The organism is Tsukamurella sp. 1534, from assembly GCF_000312385.1.
In the GTDB taxonomy this organism is placed as follows: Bacteria; Actinomycetota; Actinomycetes; order Mycobacteriales; family Mycobacteriaceae; genus Tsukamurella.
Map to the genome: position 1 here is coordinate 1,332,572 of NZ_HE997626.1, position 18,269 is coordinate 1,350,840.

Sequence of the window (18,269 nt, forward strand, 5' to 3'; positions counted from 1 at the left end):
ACCCGAACAATCCCGCACCCGGCCCCTCCCGGGAGGGCGCGCCGATCGCCCCCCGTGCGGCGGCCACTCCGCCCCCGGCCGCGGGCGGCGGATCCGGAGGCGACGGCCCGGGCGGTGACGGCCCCGGTGGTGACGGCCCCGGTGGCGGCGGACCGGGCGACGGGGACGGGCCCGACGAGCCGGACGATTCCGGCGACCCCGACGACAAGACGGGCCTGCGGGCCCTGATGGGTGGATCGACTGTGCGACGTGTACTGACGGCAGGCGTGACCGCCGTCGCCGTGATCCTGGTGGTGGGCCTCCTGGCGTTCGCCATCGGCTACTGGCGCGCGGACGTGCCCGAGCCCGGCGAGATCCCGACCAACCAGGTCGCGACGATCACGATGAAGGACGGCACGACGCCCCTGGCGCGCATCGTGCCGCCCGAGGGCAACCGCGAGATCATCCCCGCGCAGGACATCCCGCCGGTGATGAAGAACGCGATGATGGCCGCCGAGGACCGCGAGTTCGAGACGAACCCCGGCTTCTCCATGAAGGGCTTCATGCGCGCCGTGTGGAAGCGCGTGCCCGGCGTGGCCGGCGACGGGGAGGACGCCGGCGGCGGCTCCACCATCACGCAGCAGTACGTGAAGAACGCCGTGGTCGGCGACGAGTCCTCCCTGACGCGCAAGTGGAAGGAGCTGATCATCTCGACCAAGATGTCGCGCTCCTGGGCCAAGGACGACATCATGGCGGCCTACCTCAACACCATCTACTTCGGACGCGGCGCCTACGGCGTGCAGTCCGCGGCCAAGGCCTTCTTCAACGTCAACGCCAAGGACCTCAAGCCCGACCAGGCGGCGCTGCTGGCCGCCATGGTGCGCGCGCCGTCGATGTACGACCCGGCGACGAACCCCGAGTACGCGACGAACCGCTGGAACTACGTCCTCGACGGCATGGTCGGGATGAAGACCATCGATCCGGCGCAGCGGCAGAAGCTCGTCTTCCCCAAGACGCAGCCGATCAACAAGCAGAGCGGCGACGATCTCTCCGCCGGCCCCAACGGCCTGATCAAGAACCAGGTGCTGCGCGAGCTCAAGGACGCGGGCATCGACGAGGCGACCCTCAACACCCAGGGCGTCAAGATCACCACGACCATCGACCCGCAGGCGCAGTCCTCGGCGGTCAAGGCCGCGCGGAACATGCGGGAGAACCAGCCCGACGATCTGCGGACGGCGATCGTCTCCGTCGACCCGAAGACGGGCGGCGTGCTCGCCTACTACGGCGGCGAGGACGGCAACGGCTACGACCGCGTGCAGGCGGGCCTGCAGTCCGGTTCGTCGTTCAAGGTGTTCGCGCTGGTCGCCGCCCTCGAACAGGGCATCCCGCTGTCCCGCGTGTACTCCTCCTCGCCGTTCAAGGCGCAGGGCGTCACGGTGACCAACTCCGAGGGTGAGTCCTGCGGCAGCTGCAACCTGGCGACGGCGATGAAGATGTCGCTGAACACCGTGTACTACCGGCTGATGATGGACCTCAACGGCCAGGCACAAGCCGTCGCGGACGCGGCGCACAAGGCCGGCGTCGCCGAGAGCTTCGGCAGCATCGACAAGACGTTGCAGCAGCCCGAGGGCGGCGTCGAGGGCGGCGTCGTGCTCGGGCAGTACCAGAGCCGCCCGCTGGACATGGCCTCCGGCTACGCGACCCTCGCCGCGCAGGGCATCTACCGCGCCCCGCACCTGATCAGCAAGGTGGTCACGGCCGACGGCCGCACCCTGCTGGACCGCCAGAACGATCCGGGCGAGCGCCGGTTCAGCGCCGACGTGGCGAACAACACCACGGCCGCGCTGCAGCCGATCGCGTCCTACTCCAACGGCAACGCGCTGGCCGGTGGCCGCGCATCCGCCGCGAAGACCGGCACCGCGCAGTACCAGGAGACCGGCCAGAACAAGGACGCCTGGATGGTGGGCTACACCCCGTCGATCTCGACGGCCGTGTGGGTCGGCAACGACGAGGGCAAGCCGATCGAGAACGCGTGGGGCGGCAACATCTACGGTTCCGGCGTCCCGGCCACCGTCTGGAAGCAGACGATGGACGGCGCGCTCTCCGGCTCCGACTACGAGTCCTTCCCGACGCCGGGCGCCATCGGCGGCCAGGCCGGCGTGCCGCAGGAGGCGGTCCGCACCACCACCCGGTCCTCCGGTTCGGGCTCGGCGTCCGCCGGCGCCAGCGGCTCGGAGACCAGCCGCACCGTCCCGGGCCTGCCTGGCGTGCCGATGCCGACCTTCCCGTGGGATCCGACGACGACCCAGCCGGGCAACGGGTACCCCACGTACCCGGGCCAGACCACGCCGCGGCCCCGCACCGGTGGCGCGACGGGCGGCACCGGCGGCAACCAGGGGCAGACGGTGCCTCCGAGGGTCCAGACACCGGTGCCGTGACGGCGGGCCAGGAGGAGCGCGAGGACGACCGGCTGCACGTCAGCCCGGGTCCGTACGACCCGGCGACGGCCGTCGAGCCCGACCGCGACATCCCCAGTTACACCGACCCGGTCGCGCGGGACTTCTCGACGGCGCTGGGCGGCCCGGTCGGGGCCCACGCGCTGGTCGGGTTCCAGCGGTTCTTCACGCCGCTGCGGCTGATCCTGCTGGTGGCCGTCCTGTTCCTCGCCCTCGGCTGGACCACCAAAGCCGGTTGCCTGCAGCAGAAGTCGGAGAACGGCGAGCTGGTGCTCGACTGGTCGGGCAGCCGGCCGTACGTGTCGATGTGCTACTCGGACACCGTGCCGCTGTACTCGGCGGAGCGGCTCAACGAGGGCCTCATGCCCTACAAGACGCAGTTCACCGACACCGACGCCACGGGGGCCCCGCAGGAGCGGTACATGGAGTACCCGGTGCTCACGGGCATGTACCAGTACGCGTCGATGAGGATCGCGAAGGCGTGGACGTACCTGCACGAGCAGTGGGGCGTCCCCGCGGCGATCGAGGTGGTGCTGTTCTTCACCGTCTCCGCGCTGGGCCTCGCGATGTTCTGGCTGCTCGCGATCTGGGCCACCACGCGATCGTCCGGCGCCGGACGGCGGCCCTGGGACGTGATGATCATGGCGGCGTCGCCGCTGGTGATCGTGCACGCGTTCACCAACTTCGACGCGATCGCCGTGGCCGCGACCGCCGTCGGGATGCTGTTGTGGGCGCGGCGACGACCCGGCTGGGCCGGCGTGGTTCTGGGGCTCGGCACCGCGGCCAAGCTGTACCCGGTGTTCATCCTCGTGGTGCTGTTGTTCCTGTGCCTGCGCGCGGGCAGGCTCCGCCCCTGGGTCACCGCCTCCGCCGCCGCCGCGGCGGCGTGGCTGGCGGTGAACCTGCCGGTCGCCGTGATGTGGCCGCAGGGTTGGTGGGAGTTCTTCCACCGCAACTCGATCCGCGCGGTCGACATGGATTCGATCTACGCCGTCGTCTCCTCGTTCACGGGGGGCTGGGTGTTCGGCGGGGAGGGCCCGCGCGGCGGCGCGTCGCCGCTGGCGAACGGGATCACCTTCGTGCTCTTCCTGTTCGTGATCGCGGGCGTGGCCTACCTGGCGCTCAAGGCCCCGCGCCGTCCCCGCGTCGCGCAGTTGGCGTTCCTCATCGTCGCCGGGTTCCTCCTGGTGAACAAGGTGTGGAGCCCGCAGTACTCGCTGTGGCTGGTGCCGCTCGCGGTGCTGGCGATCCCGCACACGCGGATCCTGTTGGCGTGGATGACGATCGACGCCCTGGTGTGGGTGCCGCGGATGATGTACTTCCTCGGCATGCAGAACAAGGGCCTGCCCGAGCAGGCGTTCACCGTGACGGTCCTGCTCCGCGACATCGCGGTGATCGGGCTGTGCGCCTTGGTGATCCGACAGATCTACCGGCCGGAGGAGGACCTGGTGCGGTCGACCTTCCCGGGGCCGTACTCGCCGCCGCTCGACGATCCGGCCGGGGGAGTGCTCGACGGTGCGCCGGATTCGGAGTCGCTGCCGGGCCCGCTGCGCAGCCGGAGCGCGCAGCGGGGCAGGTACCAGACGAACACGGCCAGCAGCGCGGCCCGGCCCCATACGCCGATCCAGACGCCCCACTGAACCCACCAGGTGATGGGCTGCTCCGCCGCGTGCTCGGAGAAGTAGTTCCACACCGTGAGTTCGAGGCTCAGGTCGAACACCAGGTAGGTGGCGATGTACCGCCAGTCCACCTTGAGCAGGACGAAGAAGGGCAGCAGCCACAGCACGTACTGCGGTGAGTGCACCTTGTGGAAGAGCATGAACGCGGCCAGCATGGCGCCGCTCACGCCGAGCCACGGGTAGACGCCGGTGCGGCGGTAGCTGAACCACCCGGCCACGAGGACCACGACGAAGGCGATCAGGATGAGCAGCGGCGAGGCGCCGGCCACGAAGTCGTCGTAATCGCGGGGATCGCCGAACGCCTCCCGCACGCCCCAGTACCAGATGGAGTTGGTCGACAGGTCCGCCGTGCGCAGTTCCTGGAACTTCAGCGACGCGCGCCATCCCTCGTAGCCGAACACCATGAACGGCACGTTGATCGCGACGGCGACGACCACGGCCGTCGCGGCGGTCGCCGCGGCCCCGAACCAGTCGAGCAGCCGCAGGTCGACGCGGGCACGGCGCCCGGCACCGTCGGGTAGTGCGACGGTGCCGTTGCGCCCGTGCGTGAGCACGTACAGCACGAGGGGCGCGACGAAGATGCCCGGATAGATCTTGAGGTCGAAGCCGACGGCCAGGATCGCGGCGGCCGCCATCGCCGGTATCCGGATGGACCCGCCCGTGCGGTCCGCCCACGCCATCACGCCGAAGGCGGCGGTGGCCGCGGCCACGACGGGCAGCTCCATGTTGTGGAAGGCGTACATCGCGAGCGGCGGCGTGACCGCCCAGATGACCGCGGTGCGGCCCGACACCTTCGCCAGGATCCAACCGGTGAGCAGGCCGAACGGCGCCAGCAGGACCGCCATGTGCGCGAGGAACTGGGCGTCGTTGTGCGCGCCGATCGCGCCCACCCAGAACAGCAGGCCGCTGAGCACCGGGTACTCGATGGCGCCGCCCTGCAGCTTGCCGTCGCCGTCGATCCAGCCGGTCAGGTACGGGAAGACGTGGTTGTTGACGTCCCGGCCGCTCCACAGGAACTGCAGGTCGGAGTAGCAGATCCGCCCGGGGGTGTCGGCGAAACCCAGAGAGCGCCCGAACTCGTCGAACGGCGCGCCGGTGCAGTGCGCCTTGATCAGGTAGCCGACGACGAGGGCGAGTGCGGTGAGCCCCAGAACGGTCCACGCGACCCGGTCGAGGCGGATCGCGGAACGGTGCATGAGCGTCACCTTATCCTCTGCGGTCGCGGGCTCCTCCCGGCAGGCGCGGCGCGGGGGCCCCGGTCAGCGGCCGTAGAACTTGCTCAGCATCATCCGCACGGTCTTCATGTCCCGCTCCTTGCGGTCGAAGCTGAGCAGGTTCATCGGGAGCGCGAACTTCTGCGCCGCCACCGACTGCACGCGGCTGAACTCGCGGAGGCCGTCGTCGCCGTGGATGCGGCCGAAGCCGGAGTCGCCGATGCCGCCGAAGGGCAGCGCGGGGACGGACGCGAACGAGAGGAACGAGTTGACCGCGACCGCCCCGGTGCGGAGGCTGCGGGCCCATTCGCGGCCCTTGCCGATGTTCTTCGTCATGATCGCGGCGGAGAGGCCGTAGGTGCTGTCGTTGGCGCGGGCGATCGCCTCGTCGACGTTCGCAACGCGGTTCACCACGACGGTGGGCCCGAAGGTCTCCTCGGTGACGGCCCGGGAGTCCTCGGGCACGTCCACCAGCACCACCGGCTGAACGGTGGTCTCGCCCACCGATTCCCGGCCGCCCACCAGGGCGCGGCCGCCGCGGTTGAGGGCGTCGTCGATGTGGTCGGCGATGATCTTCAGCTGCTTGGGCATGGTGGCGGGGCCGTACTGGTCGGTGTCGGCGCTGCCGCCGTGGATGTCGCGGGACTTGGCGGCCAGCTTCTCCACGAACTCGTCGTACTTGTCGCCCACCACGTAGACGCGCTCGACGCCGGCGCAGGTCTGGCCGGCGTTGCCGAAGGCGCCGAACGCCGCGATGTCGGCGGCGTTGTCGATGTCGGCGTCGGAGGCCACGATCATCGCGTCCTTGCCGCCGCCCTCGATGGTGACGGGGGTGAGGGATTCGGCGCAGCTGGCCATGACCGTGCGGGCCGTGGCCGCGGAGCCGGTGAAGGCCAGTTTGTCCACGCCCGAGCGGCACAGCGCGGCGCCGGTCGCGCCCGATCCGTGGACCACCTGCAGCACGGGCCGCGCGGGGCAGGCGGCGCTCCAGGTGTCCGCCAGGAACTGCCCGACGGCGGGCGTCAGCTCGCTGGGCTTGAACACGATGGCGTTGCCGGCGGCGAGCGCGTAGGAGATCGAGCCCATCGGTGTGTAGACGGGGTAGTTCCACGGGCCGATCACGCCGATCACGCCGTAGGGCCGGTACTCGACGGTGGCGGCGAGGTTCGCACCCATCATCCCGGAGCCGACACCGCGGCGCTTGAGCACCCGGTCGGCGTTCTTGGCGGCCCAGTCCAGGTGCACGATCGCGAGCATGATCTCGAGCAGCGCATCGTCGACGGGCTTGCCGGTCTCGGCCGAGATCACGGCCGCGAGCTTCTCCGATCGGCGCGACAGCTCGGCGCGGAAGCGGAGCAGCCAGTTGCGGCGGGCCTTGGGGTCGAGCCCGGCCCACCACGCCCCGGCGTCCCTGGCCCGGGCCACGGCGGCGTCGACCGCCGCGGTGTCGGCGACGGGGAATCGGGCCACCTCCGCGCCGGTGCGGGGATCGGTGGAGATGAGTTCTCCGGACGCGGTATCGGGCGCTGCGGTCATGGGTGGTCCTCCACGGAAGTTAGTACCTGTTCTCCCGCATGGTAGCGCCTGTCGATCCGGAGTGGCAGGGAATCGAGAACTCTCAAAAGTTAGAGAGTGTTCTCTCAGTTGTGTTAGATTCCGGACCATGTTCTCCACACGGATCACCGAACTGCTCGGCGTGCAGTACCCGATCGTCCAGGGCGGCATGATGTGGGTCGGCCGGGCCGAGCTCGCCGCCGCGGTCTCCGAAGCCGGCGGCCTGGGCATCATCACCGCGCTCACCCAGCCGAGCCCGGAGGCGTTGCGGGCGGAGATCGCCCGGTGCCGCGAGCTCACCTCGAAGCCGTTCGGCGTGAACCTCACCGTGCTGCCCACGATCGATCCGCCGCCCTACGACGAGTACCTGCGCGCGGCGGTCGAGTCCGGGGTGCGGGTGATCGAGACCGCGGGATCGAACCCGGCGAAGTTCCTGCCGTACCTCAAGGACAACGGCGTCAAGGTGATCCACAAGTGCACCAGCGTCCGGCACGCCCTCAAGGCGCAGGCGATCGGCGTGGACGCGGTGTCGATCGACGGCTTCGAGTGCGCGGGGCACCCGGGTGAGGACGACATCCCGGGCCTCGTCCTGATCCCCGCCGCGGCCGACGCGCTGGACATCCCGATCCTGGCGTCGGGCGGCATCGCCGACGCCCGCGGCATGGTGGCGGCGCTCGCGCTCGGCGCGGACGGGATCAACATGGGCAGCCGCTTCCTGTGCACCGTGGAGTCCCCGATCGCGCCCGAGGTCAAGGCACAGATCGTGGCGAACTCGGAGCTCGACACGAAGCTGATCTTCCGCACGTTGCGGAACACGGCCCGCGTCGCCAAGAACTCCGTCTCGATCGAGGTGGTGGAGACGGAGGCGCAGGGCTGCGAGTTCGAGGACATCCGGCACCTCGTCGCGGGTGCGCGCGGCCGGAAGGTGTTCGAGGACGGGGACGTGGAGGCGGGGATCTGGAGCGTCGGCCTGTGCCAGGGCATCATCAACGACGTCCCCACGGTGGCCGACCTCATCGAGCGCATGGTGGCCGACGGGCGGCGCATCATCGCGCAGCGGCTCGGGGGCATGGTGGGAGCACCGGAGGCGGTGGCATGAGCGAGGACCTGTTGCGCAGCGTCGATTCCGGCGTCCTGACGATCACCATCAACCGGCCGCAGCGGATGAACGCCTTCGGCGTCTCCGCATCGCGGGAACTCGCCGCGCTCATCACCGAGGCGGATGCGGACCCGGGGATCCGGGTCGTCGTCATCACCGGGCAGGGCAGGGCCTTCTGCACGGGGGCCGACCTGGCGGGCGAGCCCGCCACGCCGCAGGAGGCGCTGGATTCGGTGAACTCGTACGTCCGCGCCATCGCCTCGGCCTCGATCCCCGTGATCGCCGAGGTGAACGGGCCCTGCGCGGGCATGGCCGTCGGGCTCGCGCTCGCGTGCGACCTGGTGTTCATGGCCGAGGACGCCTACTTCCTCCTACCGTTCGTTGGCATCGGCCTCATCCCCGACGCCGGGACCACGGCGCTCGTGCCGGGCGTCGTCGGCCGGACCCGCGCGATGGGCATGGCCCTGCTGGGGAACCGCGTGTACGGGCCGGAGGCCCTGGCCTCGGGCATGGTCACGGCGGTCCATCCGGACGCCGAGCTCGACGGTGCGGTGGCCGACGCGGCCGCGCAGCTGGCCGCCGGGCCGCGCGACGCGATCGCCGCCACCAAGCGCGCCGTGAACGCTGCCACCCTGGACCGGCTCGACGGTGCGCTGCAGCGCGAGACCGCGGCGCAGGTGGAACTCCTCGAGTCCGACGATCATCGCGAGGGGGTGGCGGCGATGCTCGGCAAGCGCCGCCCGGCTTTCGCCCGCTGACCCGTACCTCAACCCCTCGAGGTACGCACGACCCCGCGACGTGTGCCGCGTCGCGGGGTTCGTGTATCCGGAGCCGGCCACGAGCTCCTCGTCACATCCCGCTACCCCGGTTGCGGTTAACCATCACTTGCCTTAAATTCAGCATCAGATATTTCGAGATGATGAAAGGGGGCGCTATGACCGTCGATCAGTCCGACGCCGCCGGGCGGGGTGTCCGTTTCGACGGTCCGACGGTGCCCGGCACCCCGGCGCGGGGCGCGGGATCGTGACGGCCCGGGCGGATCTCGCACTGCCGCTGTACCGGGCGTCCTTCGGGGAGGCGCTGTCCCGGCTCTTCCGCAAGTACTTCGTGGGTGACGGCCGAGCCTCGCGCAGCGAGTTCTGGTGGCCGCAGCTGTTGATCACGGGGCTGTGGCTCGTGACCTACGGACTGTCGTGGGCAGGCGATTCCGTCGGCGAGACCGCCGCGGTGTTCCTCACGGTGTCCGCGATCGCCGTGGCCCTCGCGACGATGGTCCTGTCGTTCGGCACGATCGCGCTCGGCGTCCGGCGGCTGCACGACGCCAACGTCTCCGGCTGGTGGTACCTGGCGCTCCTCGTCGCCGGTCTCGCGCTCAGGGTGCTGGCGCCGGACATGGTGAGCACCGTGGTGGTGACCGCCGCGTTCGCGGTGATCGGCCTGCTCCCCACGAGCGCGGCGGGGAAGCGGTTCGACGAGATCGACTCCGCCGCTTCGGAAGCGTCGATCGAGGACGGCCCGCTGTGACCGCCGACGCGTGATCGCAGCGGTCGATCGCGGCTGCGATGCCGGAAGGCCCGGCTCCGAGGATGATCGGAGCCGGGCCTTCCCGTGTGCTGAGGCGGGGTGAGTCCTACTCGTAGGTCTCGCCGGCCTCGGCCTTCGCGACCAGCGAGGCCGGCGGCTCGAACTGCGCGCCGTACTTCGTCAGCTCGCGGGCGCGGGCGACGAAGGCCTTCGGGCCCACCGTGCCGTCGGCAGCGGTGTAGCCGTTGATGTACTGCATGACGCCGCCGGTCCAGGCCGGGAAGCCGATGCCGAAGATCGAGCCGATGTTGGCGTCGGCCACCGAGGTGAGCACGCCCTCGTCGAAGCAGCGCACCGTCTCCAGCGACTCGGCGAACAGCATCCGATCGATCATGTCCTGCAACGGGATGTCCTGCCCCGCGGGGAACAGGTCCTTGAGGCCCGGCCACAGCGCGGTCCGCTTGCCGTCCACGTAGTCGTAGAAGCCGGCGCCGTCCTTGCGTCCGGTGCGGCCCGCGTCCACCATCGCGTCGACCACGGCGTCGGAGCCGTGCGCCGGGAGCGGGGTGCCCGCGGCCTCGGCCGCGGCGCGGGTCTCCTTGCGGATCTTCTGCGGCAGGGTCAGCGTGAGCTCGTCCATCAGCTGCAGCGGCGCCGCCGGGTAACCGGCCTGCTGGCCGGCCTGCTCGATCAGCACGGGGCTCACGCCCTCGCCCACGGCGGCGATCGCCTCGTTGACGAACGTGCCGATCACCCGCGAGGTGAAGAAGCCGCGGCTGTCGTTGACCACGATCGGCGTCTTCTTGATCTGCAGGGTGTAGTCGATCACCTTGGCCAGCACCGCATCCGAGGTCTTCTCGCCGCGGATGATCTCGACCAGCGGCATCTTGTCCACGGGGGAGAAGAAGTGGATGCCGATGAAGTCCTCCGAGCGCTTGACGCCCTCGGCCAGGATGGTGATCGGCAGCGTCGAGGTGTTCGACCCCAGGACGGCGTCGGGCTCGACGACGTCCTCGATCTCCTGGAAGACCTTGTTCTTGACCTCGACGGACTCGAACGCGGCCTCGATCACGAGGTCGACGCCTGCGAAATCGGCGGCGTCCACGGTGGGGGTGATCCGGCCCAGCAGCTCCGCCGACTTCTCGGCGGTGGTGCGGCCCTTGGCCAGAGCCTTCTCCTCGAGCTTCTCGGAGTAGGCCTTGCCCTTCTGCGCGGCCTCCAGCGAGACGTCCTTGAGCACCACGTCGATGCCGGCCTTGGCCGAGACGTAAGCGATGGCCGCGCCCATCATGCCGGCGCCGATGACGCCGACCTTCTTGGCCTGGTACTTGTCGTGCCCGTCGGGCCGCGAGCCGCCGCCGTTGATGTGCTGCAGGTCGAAGAAGAACGCCTTGATCATGTTCTTCGAGACCTGGCCGGTGGCCAGCGAGGTGAAGTACCGGCCCTCGATCACGCTGGCGGTGTCGAAGTCGACGAGCGCGCCCTCGACGGCCGCGGCCATGATCGCGCGCGGCGCCGGCATCGGCGCGCCCTTGAGCTGCTTGCGCAGGTTCGACGGGAACGCGGGCAGGTTGGCGGCGATGGCGGGCGAGTTGGGGGAGCCGCCGGGGATCTTGAATCCCTTGACGTCCCAGGGCTGCACGCCGCCCTCGGGGTTCGCCTTGATCCACTCCTTGGCGGCGGGCACGAGCTCCTCGACGGTGCCGACGACCTCGTGGACCAGGCCCACCTCCTTGGCCTTCGCCGGCTTCATGCGGGTGCCCTGCAGCAGCACGCCCATGAGGGCGCCCTGCAGGCCGAGCAGCCGCACGGTGCGGACGATGCCGCCGCCGCCGGGGAGCAGGCCGAGGGTGACCTCGGGGAGGCCGATCTGCGAGCCACGGGCGTCCGCGGCGATGCGGTGGTGCGTGGCCAGGGCGATCTCGAGGCCGCCGCCGAGCGCAGCGCCGTTGATCGCGGCCACGACCGGCTTGCCGAGGGTCTCCAGTCGGCGCAGCTGCGCCTTCATCGATTCGACGTTGTCGAAGACCTGCTGCGCCTCGGCCTTCGTGGCCTGGCGGATCATGCCCAGGTTGCCGCCGGCGAAGAAGGTCTTCTTCGCGGAGGTGATGACGACGCCGGTGATCGAGTCCTTCTCGGCCTCGAGGCGGTCGATGGTGGCGGCCATCGACTCGCGGTACAGGTCGTTCATGGTGTTCGCGGAGCTGGTGGGATCGTCCATCGTCAGCACGACGATGCCGTCGGCATCCTGGTCCCAGCGGATCATGTTGTCAGCCATGGTGGTTCGTATTCTCCGTAGTCTTCCGGCCGGTCAGAGGCGCTCGATGATGGTGGCGATGCCCATGCCGCCGCCGATGCAGAGGGTGATCAGGCCGTAGCGGCCACCGGTGCGCTCGAGCTCGTCGAGCACGGTGCCCACCAGCATGGCGCCGGTGGCGCCCAGGGGGTGGCCCAGCGCGATCGCGCCGCCGTTGACGTTGACCTGCTCGCGGTCGAGCTTGAAGTCCTTCATCCACTTCATGACGACGGACGCGAAGGCCTCGTTGAGCTCCCACACGTCGATGTCGTCCTTGGTGAGGCCCGCGAGCGCGAGGGCCTTCTCGGTGGCCGGGGTGGGGCCGGTGAGCATGATGGTGGGGTCCGAGCCGGTGACGGCGGTGGACACGATGCGGCCGCGCGGGGTGAGACCCGCCTTCTTGCCGCCCGCCTCGTTGCCGATCAGCAGCAGCGCGGCACCGTCGACGATGCCCGAGCTGTTACCGCCCGTGTGGACGTGGTTGATCTTCTCCACGGTGTAGTACTTCTGCAGCGCCACCGAGTCGAAGCCGCCCATCGCGCCGATGCCCTCGAAGGCCGGCTTGAGCTTGCCGAGGCTCTCGGCGGTGGTGCCGGGGCGGCGGTGCTCGTCGTTGTCCAGCACGGTGAGGCCGTTGATGTCCTTGACGGGGACGACGGACTTGGCGAAGCGGCCCTCGTCCCACGCCTTGGCGGCGTTGGCCTGCGACTGCGCGGCGAACTCGTCCACGTCGTCGCGGCTGAAGCCCTCGATGGTGGCGATCAGGTCGGCGCCGATGCCCTGCGGCACGAAGTACGTGTCGTAGTTGGTGGTGACGTCCTGGAACATCGGGCCACCGTCGGAGCCCATCGGTACGCGGGACATGGACTCCACGCCGCCGGCGAACACCAGCTGGTCCCAGCCCGAGCGCACCTTCTGCGCCGCGGTGTTGGTGGCCTCCAGGCCCGAACCGCAGAAGCGGTTGAGCTGCACGCCGGCCACGGTGTCCGGCAGGCCGCCGGCCATCGCGGCGGCCCGGGGGATCACGCCGCCCTGCTCGCCGATGGGGGAGACTACGCCCAGCACGATGTCGTCGACATCGGCGGGATCGAGCGTCGGAAAACGGGTCTTGACCTCGTCGATCAGGCCGACGACCAGGTCGATCGGCTTGGTGGCGTGCAGCGATCCGCCGCGCTGCTTGCCGCGTGGCGTACGGATGGCCTCGTAGATGTAAGCGTCGGACACGGTGTTCCTTCCTGGTTCTGTCCGTCAGGGTTGGTTACAAGTGAATCACTATTCTCTAACTTTCAGCGATTCGGCCCCGGTCGAACATGTTCTAGAACACAATCGCATACATGACCGCTGAAGAGAACATCGCGTGGTTCCCCCGCTCCGAGGAGCCCCGCGCGTCGCAACGAAACACGTGGAACAACCAGATCCGCAATCACGCCGTCATGCGCGGCGAGCAGACGGCGCTGCGGTTCCTCGACACCGACCGCACCTGGGCGCAGTTCGCCGAACGCGTGGGCGCCTTCGCCGCCGCACTCGCCGCGCGCGGGATCGGCTTCGGTGACCGGGTGCTGATCCTCGGGCTCAACCGCATCGAATACGTGGAGGCCGCGCTCGGCGTCACGGCACTGGGCGCGATCGCGGTGCCGGTGAACTTCCGCATGGCCCCGCCCGAGGTCGCGTACCTGGTGCAGGACACGCGGTGCAGCGCCGTCGTCTACGAGGCCCCGTTCGACCCGCTGGTCGCGGGCGTCGCCGCCGGCGGCGCCGAGTTCGGCCTGCGCATCCGGTTCGACGGTGCCGACGAGGCCGCCGGGGCGCTCGGCTTCGAGGACCTCGTGGGGGAGGGGCGGCCCGATCCGCGGATCGACGTCCCCGAGGACTCGCCGGCCCTGATCATGTACACCTCCGGCACCACCGGCCGCCCGAAGGGCGCGGTGCTCACCCACGTCAACATGCTGGCGCAGGGCTGGAACAACCTGGTGGCCCCAGGCTCCGTCGACCCCGACGCGGTGGGCGCGATCGCCGTGCCCATGTTCCACATCGCGGGCTTCGGCGTGCTGTCCACCGCCTTCCTGCAGGGCCTGACCTCGGTGATCTTCCCGCTGGGGGCGTTCGATCCGGCACAGACGCTGGACGCGCTCGAGCGCGAGGGCATCACCAGCATGTTCATGGTGCCGATGCAGTGGCAGCTCGCGGTGGCCGAGCAGAAGGCCCGGCCGCGCGACCTCAAACTCCGGTTCGTCTGGTGGGGCGCGGCGGCGGCCAGCGAGACCCTCCTGCGCGACCTCGAGGCCACGTTCCCCGACGCCGAGATCTGCGCCGTGTTCGGCCAGACGGAGATGTCGCCGGTCACCTGTGCCCTGTCGGGAGCGGACGCCCTGCGCAAGTTCGGCTCCGTCGGCAAGGTGGTGCGCACTGTCGCCGCGCGCGTGGTCGACGCGGACGGCAACGACGTGCCGCGCGGCGAGATCGGCGAGATCGTCTACCGCGGGCCCAACATGATGTCGGGGTACTGGAACAACCTGGACGCCACCCGGGAGGCGTTCGACGGTGGCTGGTTCCACTCGGGCGACTTGGTGCGGATGGACGACGAGGGCTTCGTCTACGTCGTGGACCGAGCCAAGGACATGATCATCTCGGGCGGCGAGAACATCTATTCGCAGGAGGTCGAGAACGCGGTGGCCGCTCATCCGGACGTCACCGAGGTCGCCGTGATCGGCCGCCCCGACGAGCGCTGGGGCGAGGCCGTGGTGGCGGTCGTGCAGCTCAAGGAGGGGGCGGAGCTCGACACCGCCACGCTGTCCGAGTTCCTTACCGATCACATCGCCCGCTACAAGCATCCGCGCGATCTGGTGGTCGTCGAGGCCCTGCCCCGCAATCCCACGGGCAAGATCACCAAGCCGGCCCTCCGGCAGCAGTTCGGCTGAGCCCGGGCGGAGGCGTGGGCGCGTGGTCGGCCTTGCAGAAGTTAGAGAGCATTCTCTAACCTGGAACGGGCGGACGCCCACGGAAGGAGATCCATGACCCTCACCGACGAGCAGCGCGCGTTCGGCGCTGCCATCGACGATCTGTGCCAGCGCGAGGCCGGCACCCGGGCGCAGCGCGACGCGCTCACCGACGGCGGCCGAGAGCTGCACAGCCAGGCGTTCTACGACAAGCTCGCCGAGCTCGGCTATCTCGGGGTGACGGTGCCGGAGGAGTACGGCGGCTCGGCGGGGGACGCCGTCGACATGGTGGTACTGCTCGAACACCTCGCGTACAACCTGGCGCCGGTCGGGGGCATCGGGCCCACCATCATCACCGGCGCCGCCTACGAGAAGTTCGGCACCGACGCCCAGAAGAAGGAGGTGCTCTCGGGCATCGTCCGCGGGGCCTCGCAGTCGATCTCGATGTCCGAGCCCGAGGCGGGCTCCGACGTGGGCGGGTTGGTCTGCAAGGCGGAGAAGACGTCGAACGGCTGGCTGATCAACGGCCAGAAGACGTGGTGCTCCAACGCTCACTTCGCCGAGAACATCCTGTTGGTGGCCCGAACCACCCGCGGCGAGAACAAGCACGAGGGGCTCACGATGTTCCACGTGCCCCGGGAGACCCCGGGGCTGACCATCAAAGGCATCGACACCCTGGGCGGGCGCGAGGTGAACGACCTCTACTTCGCCGATTGCGAGCTCCCCGAGGACGCGGTGGTCGGCACCGTCGACCAGGGCTGGCGGCAGCTGATGGCCGGGCTCAACACCGAGCGGCTCATCCTGGGTGCCATGCAGCTCGGCGTCGCCCGTCGCGCGTTCGACGACACCCTGAAGTTCGTCACCGAGCGCAAGCAGTTCGGCCGGCCCGTGGGCGGCTTCCAAGCGCTCAAGCACCGTCTGGCCGACCATGCGACCGAGATCGAGTGCACCCGGCTGCTCGTGCACGACGTGGCGCGCCAGGTCGCGGCGAATCCCGCCGCGCTGCTGCCGCGGCAGGCGTCGATGGCCAAACTCAAGGCCACTGAGGTGTCCAAGAAGATGGCGATCGACGGGATGCAGATGATGGGCGGCTACGGCTACGCCACCGAGTTCGACATGGAGGCGATCATGCGCGGGGCGATCATCTCCACCGTCTACGGCGGCACGAACGAGATCCAGCGCGACATCATCGGCAAGACCTACGGTCTCTGAATCGCGTGAACGACGAAGGCGCCCACCGGATCCCGGTGGGCGCCTTCCTCTGTCGGCTCAGACGAGCGGGCGGCCCAGGCGGTTGCGCACGCGCATGTCGGTCAGCAGCAGCTGGTACGGCAGGCGGCGGAGCACCTGCGGCGTGAACCGGTTGCCCACGGCGACGATCCGCCAGAACAGGTCGAACCTGCGCTGGTCGGAGTCGGTCCACCGCACCTCCATCGCCTCGCGGAACGCCGGGGCGAGGAAGCCGGCCGTCTGGAACCGGGAGAAGACCTTGAGCGGCGCCGGGACGGCGCCCACGAACGTGAGGTCCACGAGCTGCCGGAGGTAGTCCCGGGTCTCGTCGGTGGGCGCGATCCGCTGCTCGCACATCTCGATCCACAGCGTGTCGAACGCCTCCGGGGTGGCGGGCCACTGGTCGGGGTGCACCTGGAGCGTGGTGCCGAGCGGCGCCGCGTCCCGGTAGAACAGGGCGCGTTGTTCCGGGCTCATCCGGCCGTGCAGCAGCTGGTGGGTGTCCTCGAACCCGATGTAGAGGCACATCGCGACCCACAGCTGCAGGTCACGGTTCATCGCGTTGTACTTCACGGGGCTCTTGTCGGTGCTGCGCACCTGCCGGTGCGAGGTGTCCACCGCGGCCCGGTACACGGCCTTGTCCGCGGCGTTCCCGAGGATCGCGACCGCCAGGTAGGTGAAGGTGGTGCGGCTGCGCTTGATCGGGTGCTTGTAGAGAGCGCCGGACTCGACCGGCGACTCCATGACGCCGTAGGCGACGGGGGGATCGATCAGCTGCATGACGACGTTGGCCGGGCCGGCGGTGGCCGACGGCGAGTCCAGCGCGTCCGCCAGGGTGGTCAACAGGTCGGAGCGCCGCTGCGGCACCCGGAGGGGGATGCGGTACCCGGCGGCGACGGGGTCGGCCGGCTTCGACGGGGCGGCGGGCACGGCGGCAACGCCCGGCAGCGGCTCAGCGCTCGTGGTCATGTGCGATTTCCTCCGAGTTGTTCGCACCGAAGCGGTGTGTGAATGTTCACTTACTTATACCCTTGACGGTACACCGCGATCGCACGAGCGTCAGTGAGTACGCTCGTACGCGGACCTCGAAAAGGAGACGGCTAGTGACCCAGGTGCGGCGGAAGCGCCCGAAGGACCGGCGCGAACAGATCGCGCGGGTGGCGGCGGAGGACTTCTCCCGGCGGGGGTATCACGGGGTCGGCATCGAGGAGATCGCCGCCTCCCTGGACATCTCCGGGCCGGCCGTCTACCGGCACTTCCCGAACAAGTACGCGCTGCTCGAGCACGCGATCACCACCGCGTCCGACGCGCTGACCTCGGCGGTATCCGACGCCTCGGAGGCCACGGAGGGGCAGCCCGCGCCCGCGCGGGTGGACGCGATGCTCGACGCGGCGCTCAAGGTCTCGTTCGAGCGCCGCAACACCGGTGGCCTGTTCCGCTGGGAGCAGCGCCTCCTCGAGGGCGACGACAGGGCCCGGATCCGGGCCCAGCTCACGCAGATGGTGCACACGGTGGCCGACGGTGCCGAGCCCGCGCTACCGGGTGTCGCCCGGTCCGACCTGGAGCTGCGCAGCGTCGCGGCGATCAGCGTGACGGGCAGCGTCACCGCGCACCGAACCATCCTCGCCCAGAAGCGCGCGGAGGCGGTCCTGCTGGACGCGGCGCGTGCGGTGCTCGCGCTGCCGGCGCCGCCCACCGCGTACGCCGTGGCGCCGGAGCCCGCGCCCGAGCCCGATGCCGGGCGGCAGGGCCAGGTCCTCGACGAGGCGATCGAGCTGATCTTCGCGCACGGCTTCCACAACGTGAGCATGGGCCAGATCGGGCAGGCGGCCGGCATCGTCCCGTCGGGCATGTACCGGTACTTCCCGAACAAGGCGGGCATCCTGGTGGCCGCATTGGAGCGGGCGGGGCAGGCCACCTCGAGCGCCATCGAGAAGGTGCTGAGCAGCGAAGCGGACCCGCGGGACCGGCTCGCGGAACTCGCTCAGGCGTACGTGCAGTTGTCGTTCCAGTCGTCGAAGGTGATGACGGTCTACTTCCGCGAGATCGGCAACGTGCCCGACGCGGAGCGCAGTCGCCTCGCGGCCGTGCAGCGCGCCAACATCGCCGCATTCGCCGATGCCGTGGTCGCGGTGCGTCCCGAGATCAGCGCCGCCGAGGCCACCTTCCTCGTGCACGCCGCGTTCGCGGTCGTCTTCGACGTCGGCCGCACCCGCCGCTTCGACGACGAGCCGGCCTTCCAGGCGGAGGTCTTCGCCATGGTCTGTGCCGTCCTCATCGGGTCCACGCCCGCGGAGTAACG

Annotated in this window: 12 protein-coding genes and 1 pseudogene; 8 read left to right on the top strand and 5 right to left on the bottom strand. The window is 70.0% G+C overall.

Going from position 1 to position 18,269, the window contains the following annotated elements; translation table 11 throughout:
• Positions 1-44: 44 nt before the first annotated feature.
• Both BN39_RS06485 and BN39_RS22700 read left to right on the top strand, forming a co-directional pair.
• On the top strand, positions 45-2,417 hold the full coding sequence (locus tag BN39_RS06485) for a transglycosylase domain-containing protein (RefSeq protein ID WP_371190626.1): 2,373 nt from the start codon (positions 45-47) through the stop codon (positions 2,415-2,417).
• On the top strand, positions 2,414-4,075 hold the full coding sequence (locus tag BN39_RS22700) for a glycosyltransferase 87 family protein (RefSeq protein WP_081585942.1): 1,662 nt from the start codon (positions 2,414-2,416) through the stop codon (positions 4,073-4,075). Before BN39_RS06485 ends, BN39_RS22700 begins: the two co-directional genes overlap by 4 nt.
• A gap of 158 nt (positions 4,076-4,233) precedes the next feature.
• Here BN39_RS22700 and BN39_RS24050 read toward each other — a convergent pair.
• Positions 4,234-5,310, bottom strand: a pseudogene (locus BN39_RS24050) (hypothetical protein); the annotation flags it as partial.
• Between the two features lie 63 nt (positions 5,311-5,373).
• The gene (locus BN39_RS06495) at positions 5,374-6,864 is read right to left on the bottom strand and encodes an aldehyde dehydrogenase family protein (protein ID WP_019201562.1); all 1,491 of its coding nucleotides are present in this window, start codon (positions 6,862-6,864) and stop codon (positions 5,374-5,376) included.
• A gap of 127 nt (positions 6,865-6,991) precedes the next feature.
• Between BN39_RS06495 and BN39_RS06500 the strand changes: the two genes are divergently transcribed.
• The 3 genes from BN39_RS06500 to BN39_RS22125 all read left to right on the top strand — a co-directional run bounded on the left by BN39_RS06500 (position 6,992) and on the right by BN39_RS22125 (position 9,505).
• Positions 6,992-7,981: a nitronate monooxygenase family protein gene (locus tag BN39_RS06500; protein WP_019201563.1), complete on the top strand. Its 990-nt coding sequence runs from the start codon at positions 6,992-6,994 to the stop codon at positions 7,979-7,981.
• On the top strand, positions 7,978-8,739 hold the full coding sequence (locus BN39_RS06505) for an enoyl-CoA hydratase-related protein (RefSeq protein WP_019201564.1): 762 nt from the start codon (positions 7,978-7,980) through the stop codon (positions 8,737-8,739). The genes BN39_RS06500 and BN39_RS06505 overlap by 4 nt, the downstream gene beginning before the upstream one ends.
• A 265-nt stretch (positions 8,740-9,004) precedes the next feature.
• Positions 9,005-9,505, top strand: coding sequence for a DUF805 domain-containing protein (locus tag BN39_RS22125; protein WP_019201566.1), 501 nt, complete (start codon positions 9,005-9,007; stop codon positions 9,503-9,505).
• Positions 9,506-9,611: 106 nt separating this feature from the next.
• Here the strand turns inward: BN39_RS22125 and BN39_RS06515 are convergent, their stop codons facing one another.
• On the bottom strand, positions 9,612-11,783 hold the full coding sequence (locus BN39_RS06515; RefSeq protein ID WP_019201567.1) for a 3-hydroxyacyl-CoA dehydrogenase NAD-binding domain-containing protein: 2,172 nt from the start codon (positions 11,781-11,783) through the stop codon (positions 9,612-9,614).
• Positions 11,784-11,816: 33 nt separating this feature from the next.
• A complete protein-coding gene (locus tag BN39_RS06520; protein ID WP_019201568.1) occupies positions 11,817-13,025 on the bottom strand; it encodes an acetyl-CoA C-acetyltransferase in 1,209 nt (402 codons plus the stop codon).
• Between the two features lie 110 nt (positions 13,026-13,135).
• On the opposite strand from BN39_RS06520, the gene BN39_RS06525 reads away from it, so the two are divergent.
• Complete coding sequence (locus tag BN39_RS06525) at positions 13,136-14,719, top strand: long-chain-fatty-acid--CoA ligase (RefSeq protein WP_019201569.1); 1,584 nt, start codon at positions 13,136-13,138, stop codon at positions 14,717-14,719.
• 93 nt (positions 14,720-14,812) lie between these two features.
• The gene (locus BN39_RS06530) at positions 14,813-15,949 is read left to right on the top strand and encodes an acyl-CoA dehydrogenase family protein (protein WP_019201570.1); all 1,137 of its coding nucleotides are present in this window, start codon (positions 14,813-14,815) and stop codon (positions 15,947-15,949) included.
• A gap of 57 nt (positions 15,950-16,006) precedes the next feature.
• Here BN39_RS06530 and BN39_RS06535 read toward each other — a convergent pair whose 3' ends face one another.
• On the bottom strand, positions 16,007-16,936 hold the full coding sequence (locus tag BN39_RS06535; protein ID WP_019201571.1) for an oxygenase MpaB family protein: 930 nt from the start codon (positions 16,934-16,936) through the stop codon (positions 16,007-16,009).
• A 134-nt stretch (positions 16,937-17,070) separates the two neighbouring features.
• Here BN39_RS06535 and BN39_RS06540 point away from each other — a divergent pair, with 134 nt between their 5' ends.
• A complete protein-coding gene (locus tag BN39_RS06540; protein ID WP_019201572.1) occupies positions 17,071-18,267 on the top strand; it encodes a TetR/AcrR family transcriptional regulator in 1,197 nt (398 codons plus the stop codon).
• Positions 18,268-18,269 lie beyond the last annotated feature (2 nt).

Excerpts from the sequence above, each read along its gene's own strand:
- BN39_RS06495 (WP_019201562.1), bottom strand. The coding sequence starts at position 6,864 with ATGACCGCAGCGCCCGATACCGCGTCCGGAGAACTCATCTCCACCGAT.
- BN39_RS06500 (WP_019201563.1), top strand. The coding sequence starts at position 6,992 with ATGTTCTCCACACGGATCACCGAACTGCTCGGCGTGCAGTACCCGATC.
- BN39_RS06505 (WP_019201564.1), top strand. The coding sequence starts at position 7,978 with ATGAGCGAGGACCTGTTGCGCAGCGTCGATTCCGGCGTCCTGACGATC.
- BN39_RS06515 (WP_019201567.1), bottom strand. The coding sequence starts at position 11,783 with ATGGCTGACAACATGATCCGCTGGGACCAGGATGCCGACGGCATCGTC.
- BN39_RS06525 (WP_019201569.1), top strand. The coding sequence starts at position 13,136 with ATGACCGCTGAAGAGAACATCGCGTGGTTCCCCCGCTCCGAGGAGCCC.
- BN39_RS06530 (WP_019201570.1), top strand. The coding sequence starts at position 14,813 with ATGACCCTCACCGACGAGCAGCGCGCGTTCGGCGCTGCCATCGACGAT.
- BN39_RS06535 (WP_019201571.1), bottom strand. The coding sequence starts at position 16,936 with ATGACCACGAGCGCTGAGCCGCTGCCGGGCGTTGCCGCCGTGCCCGCC.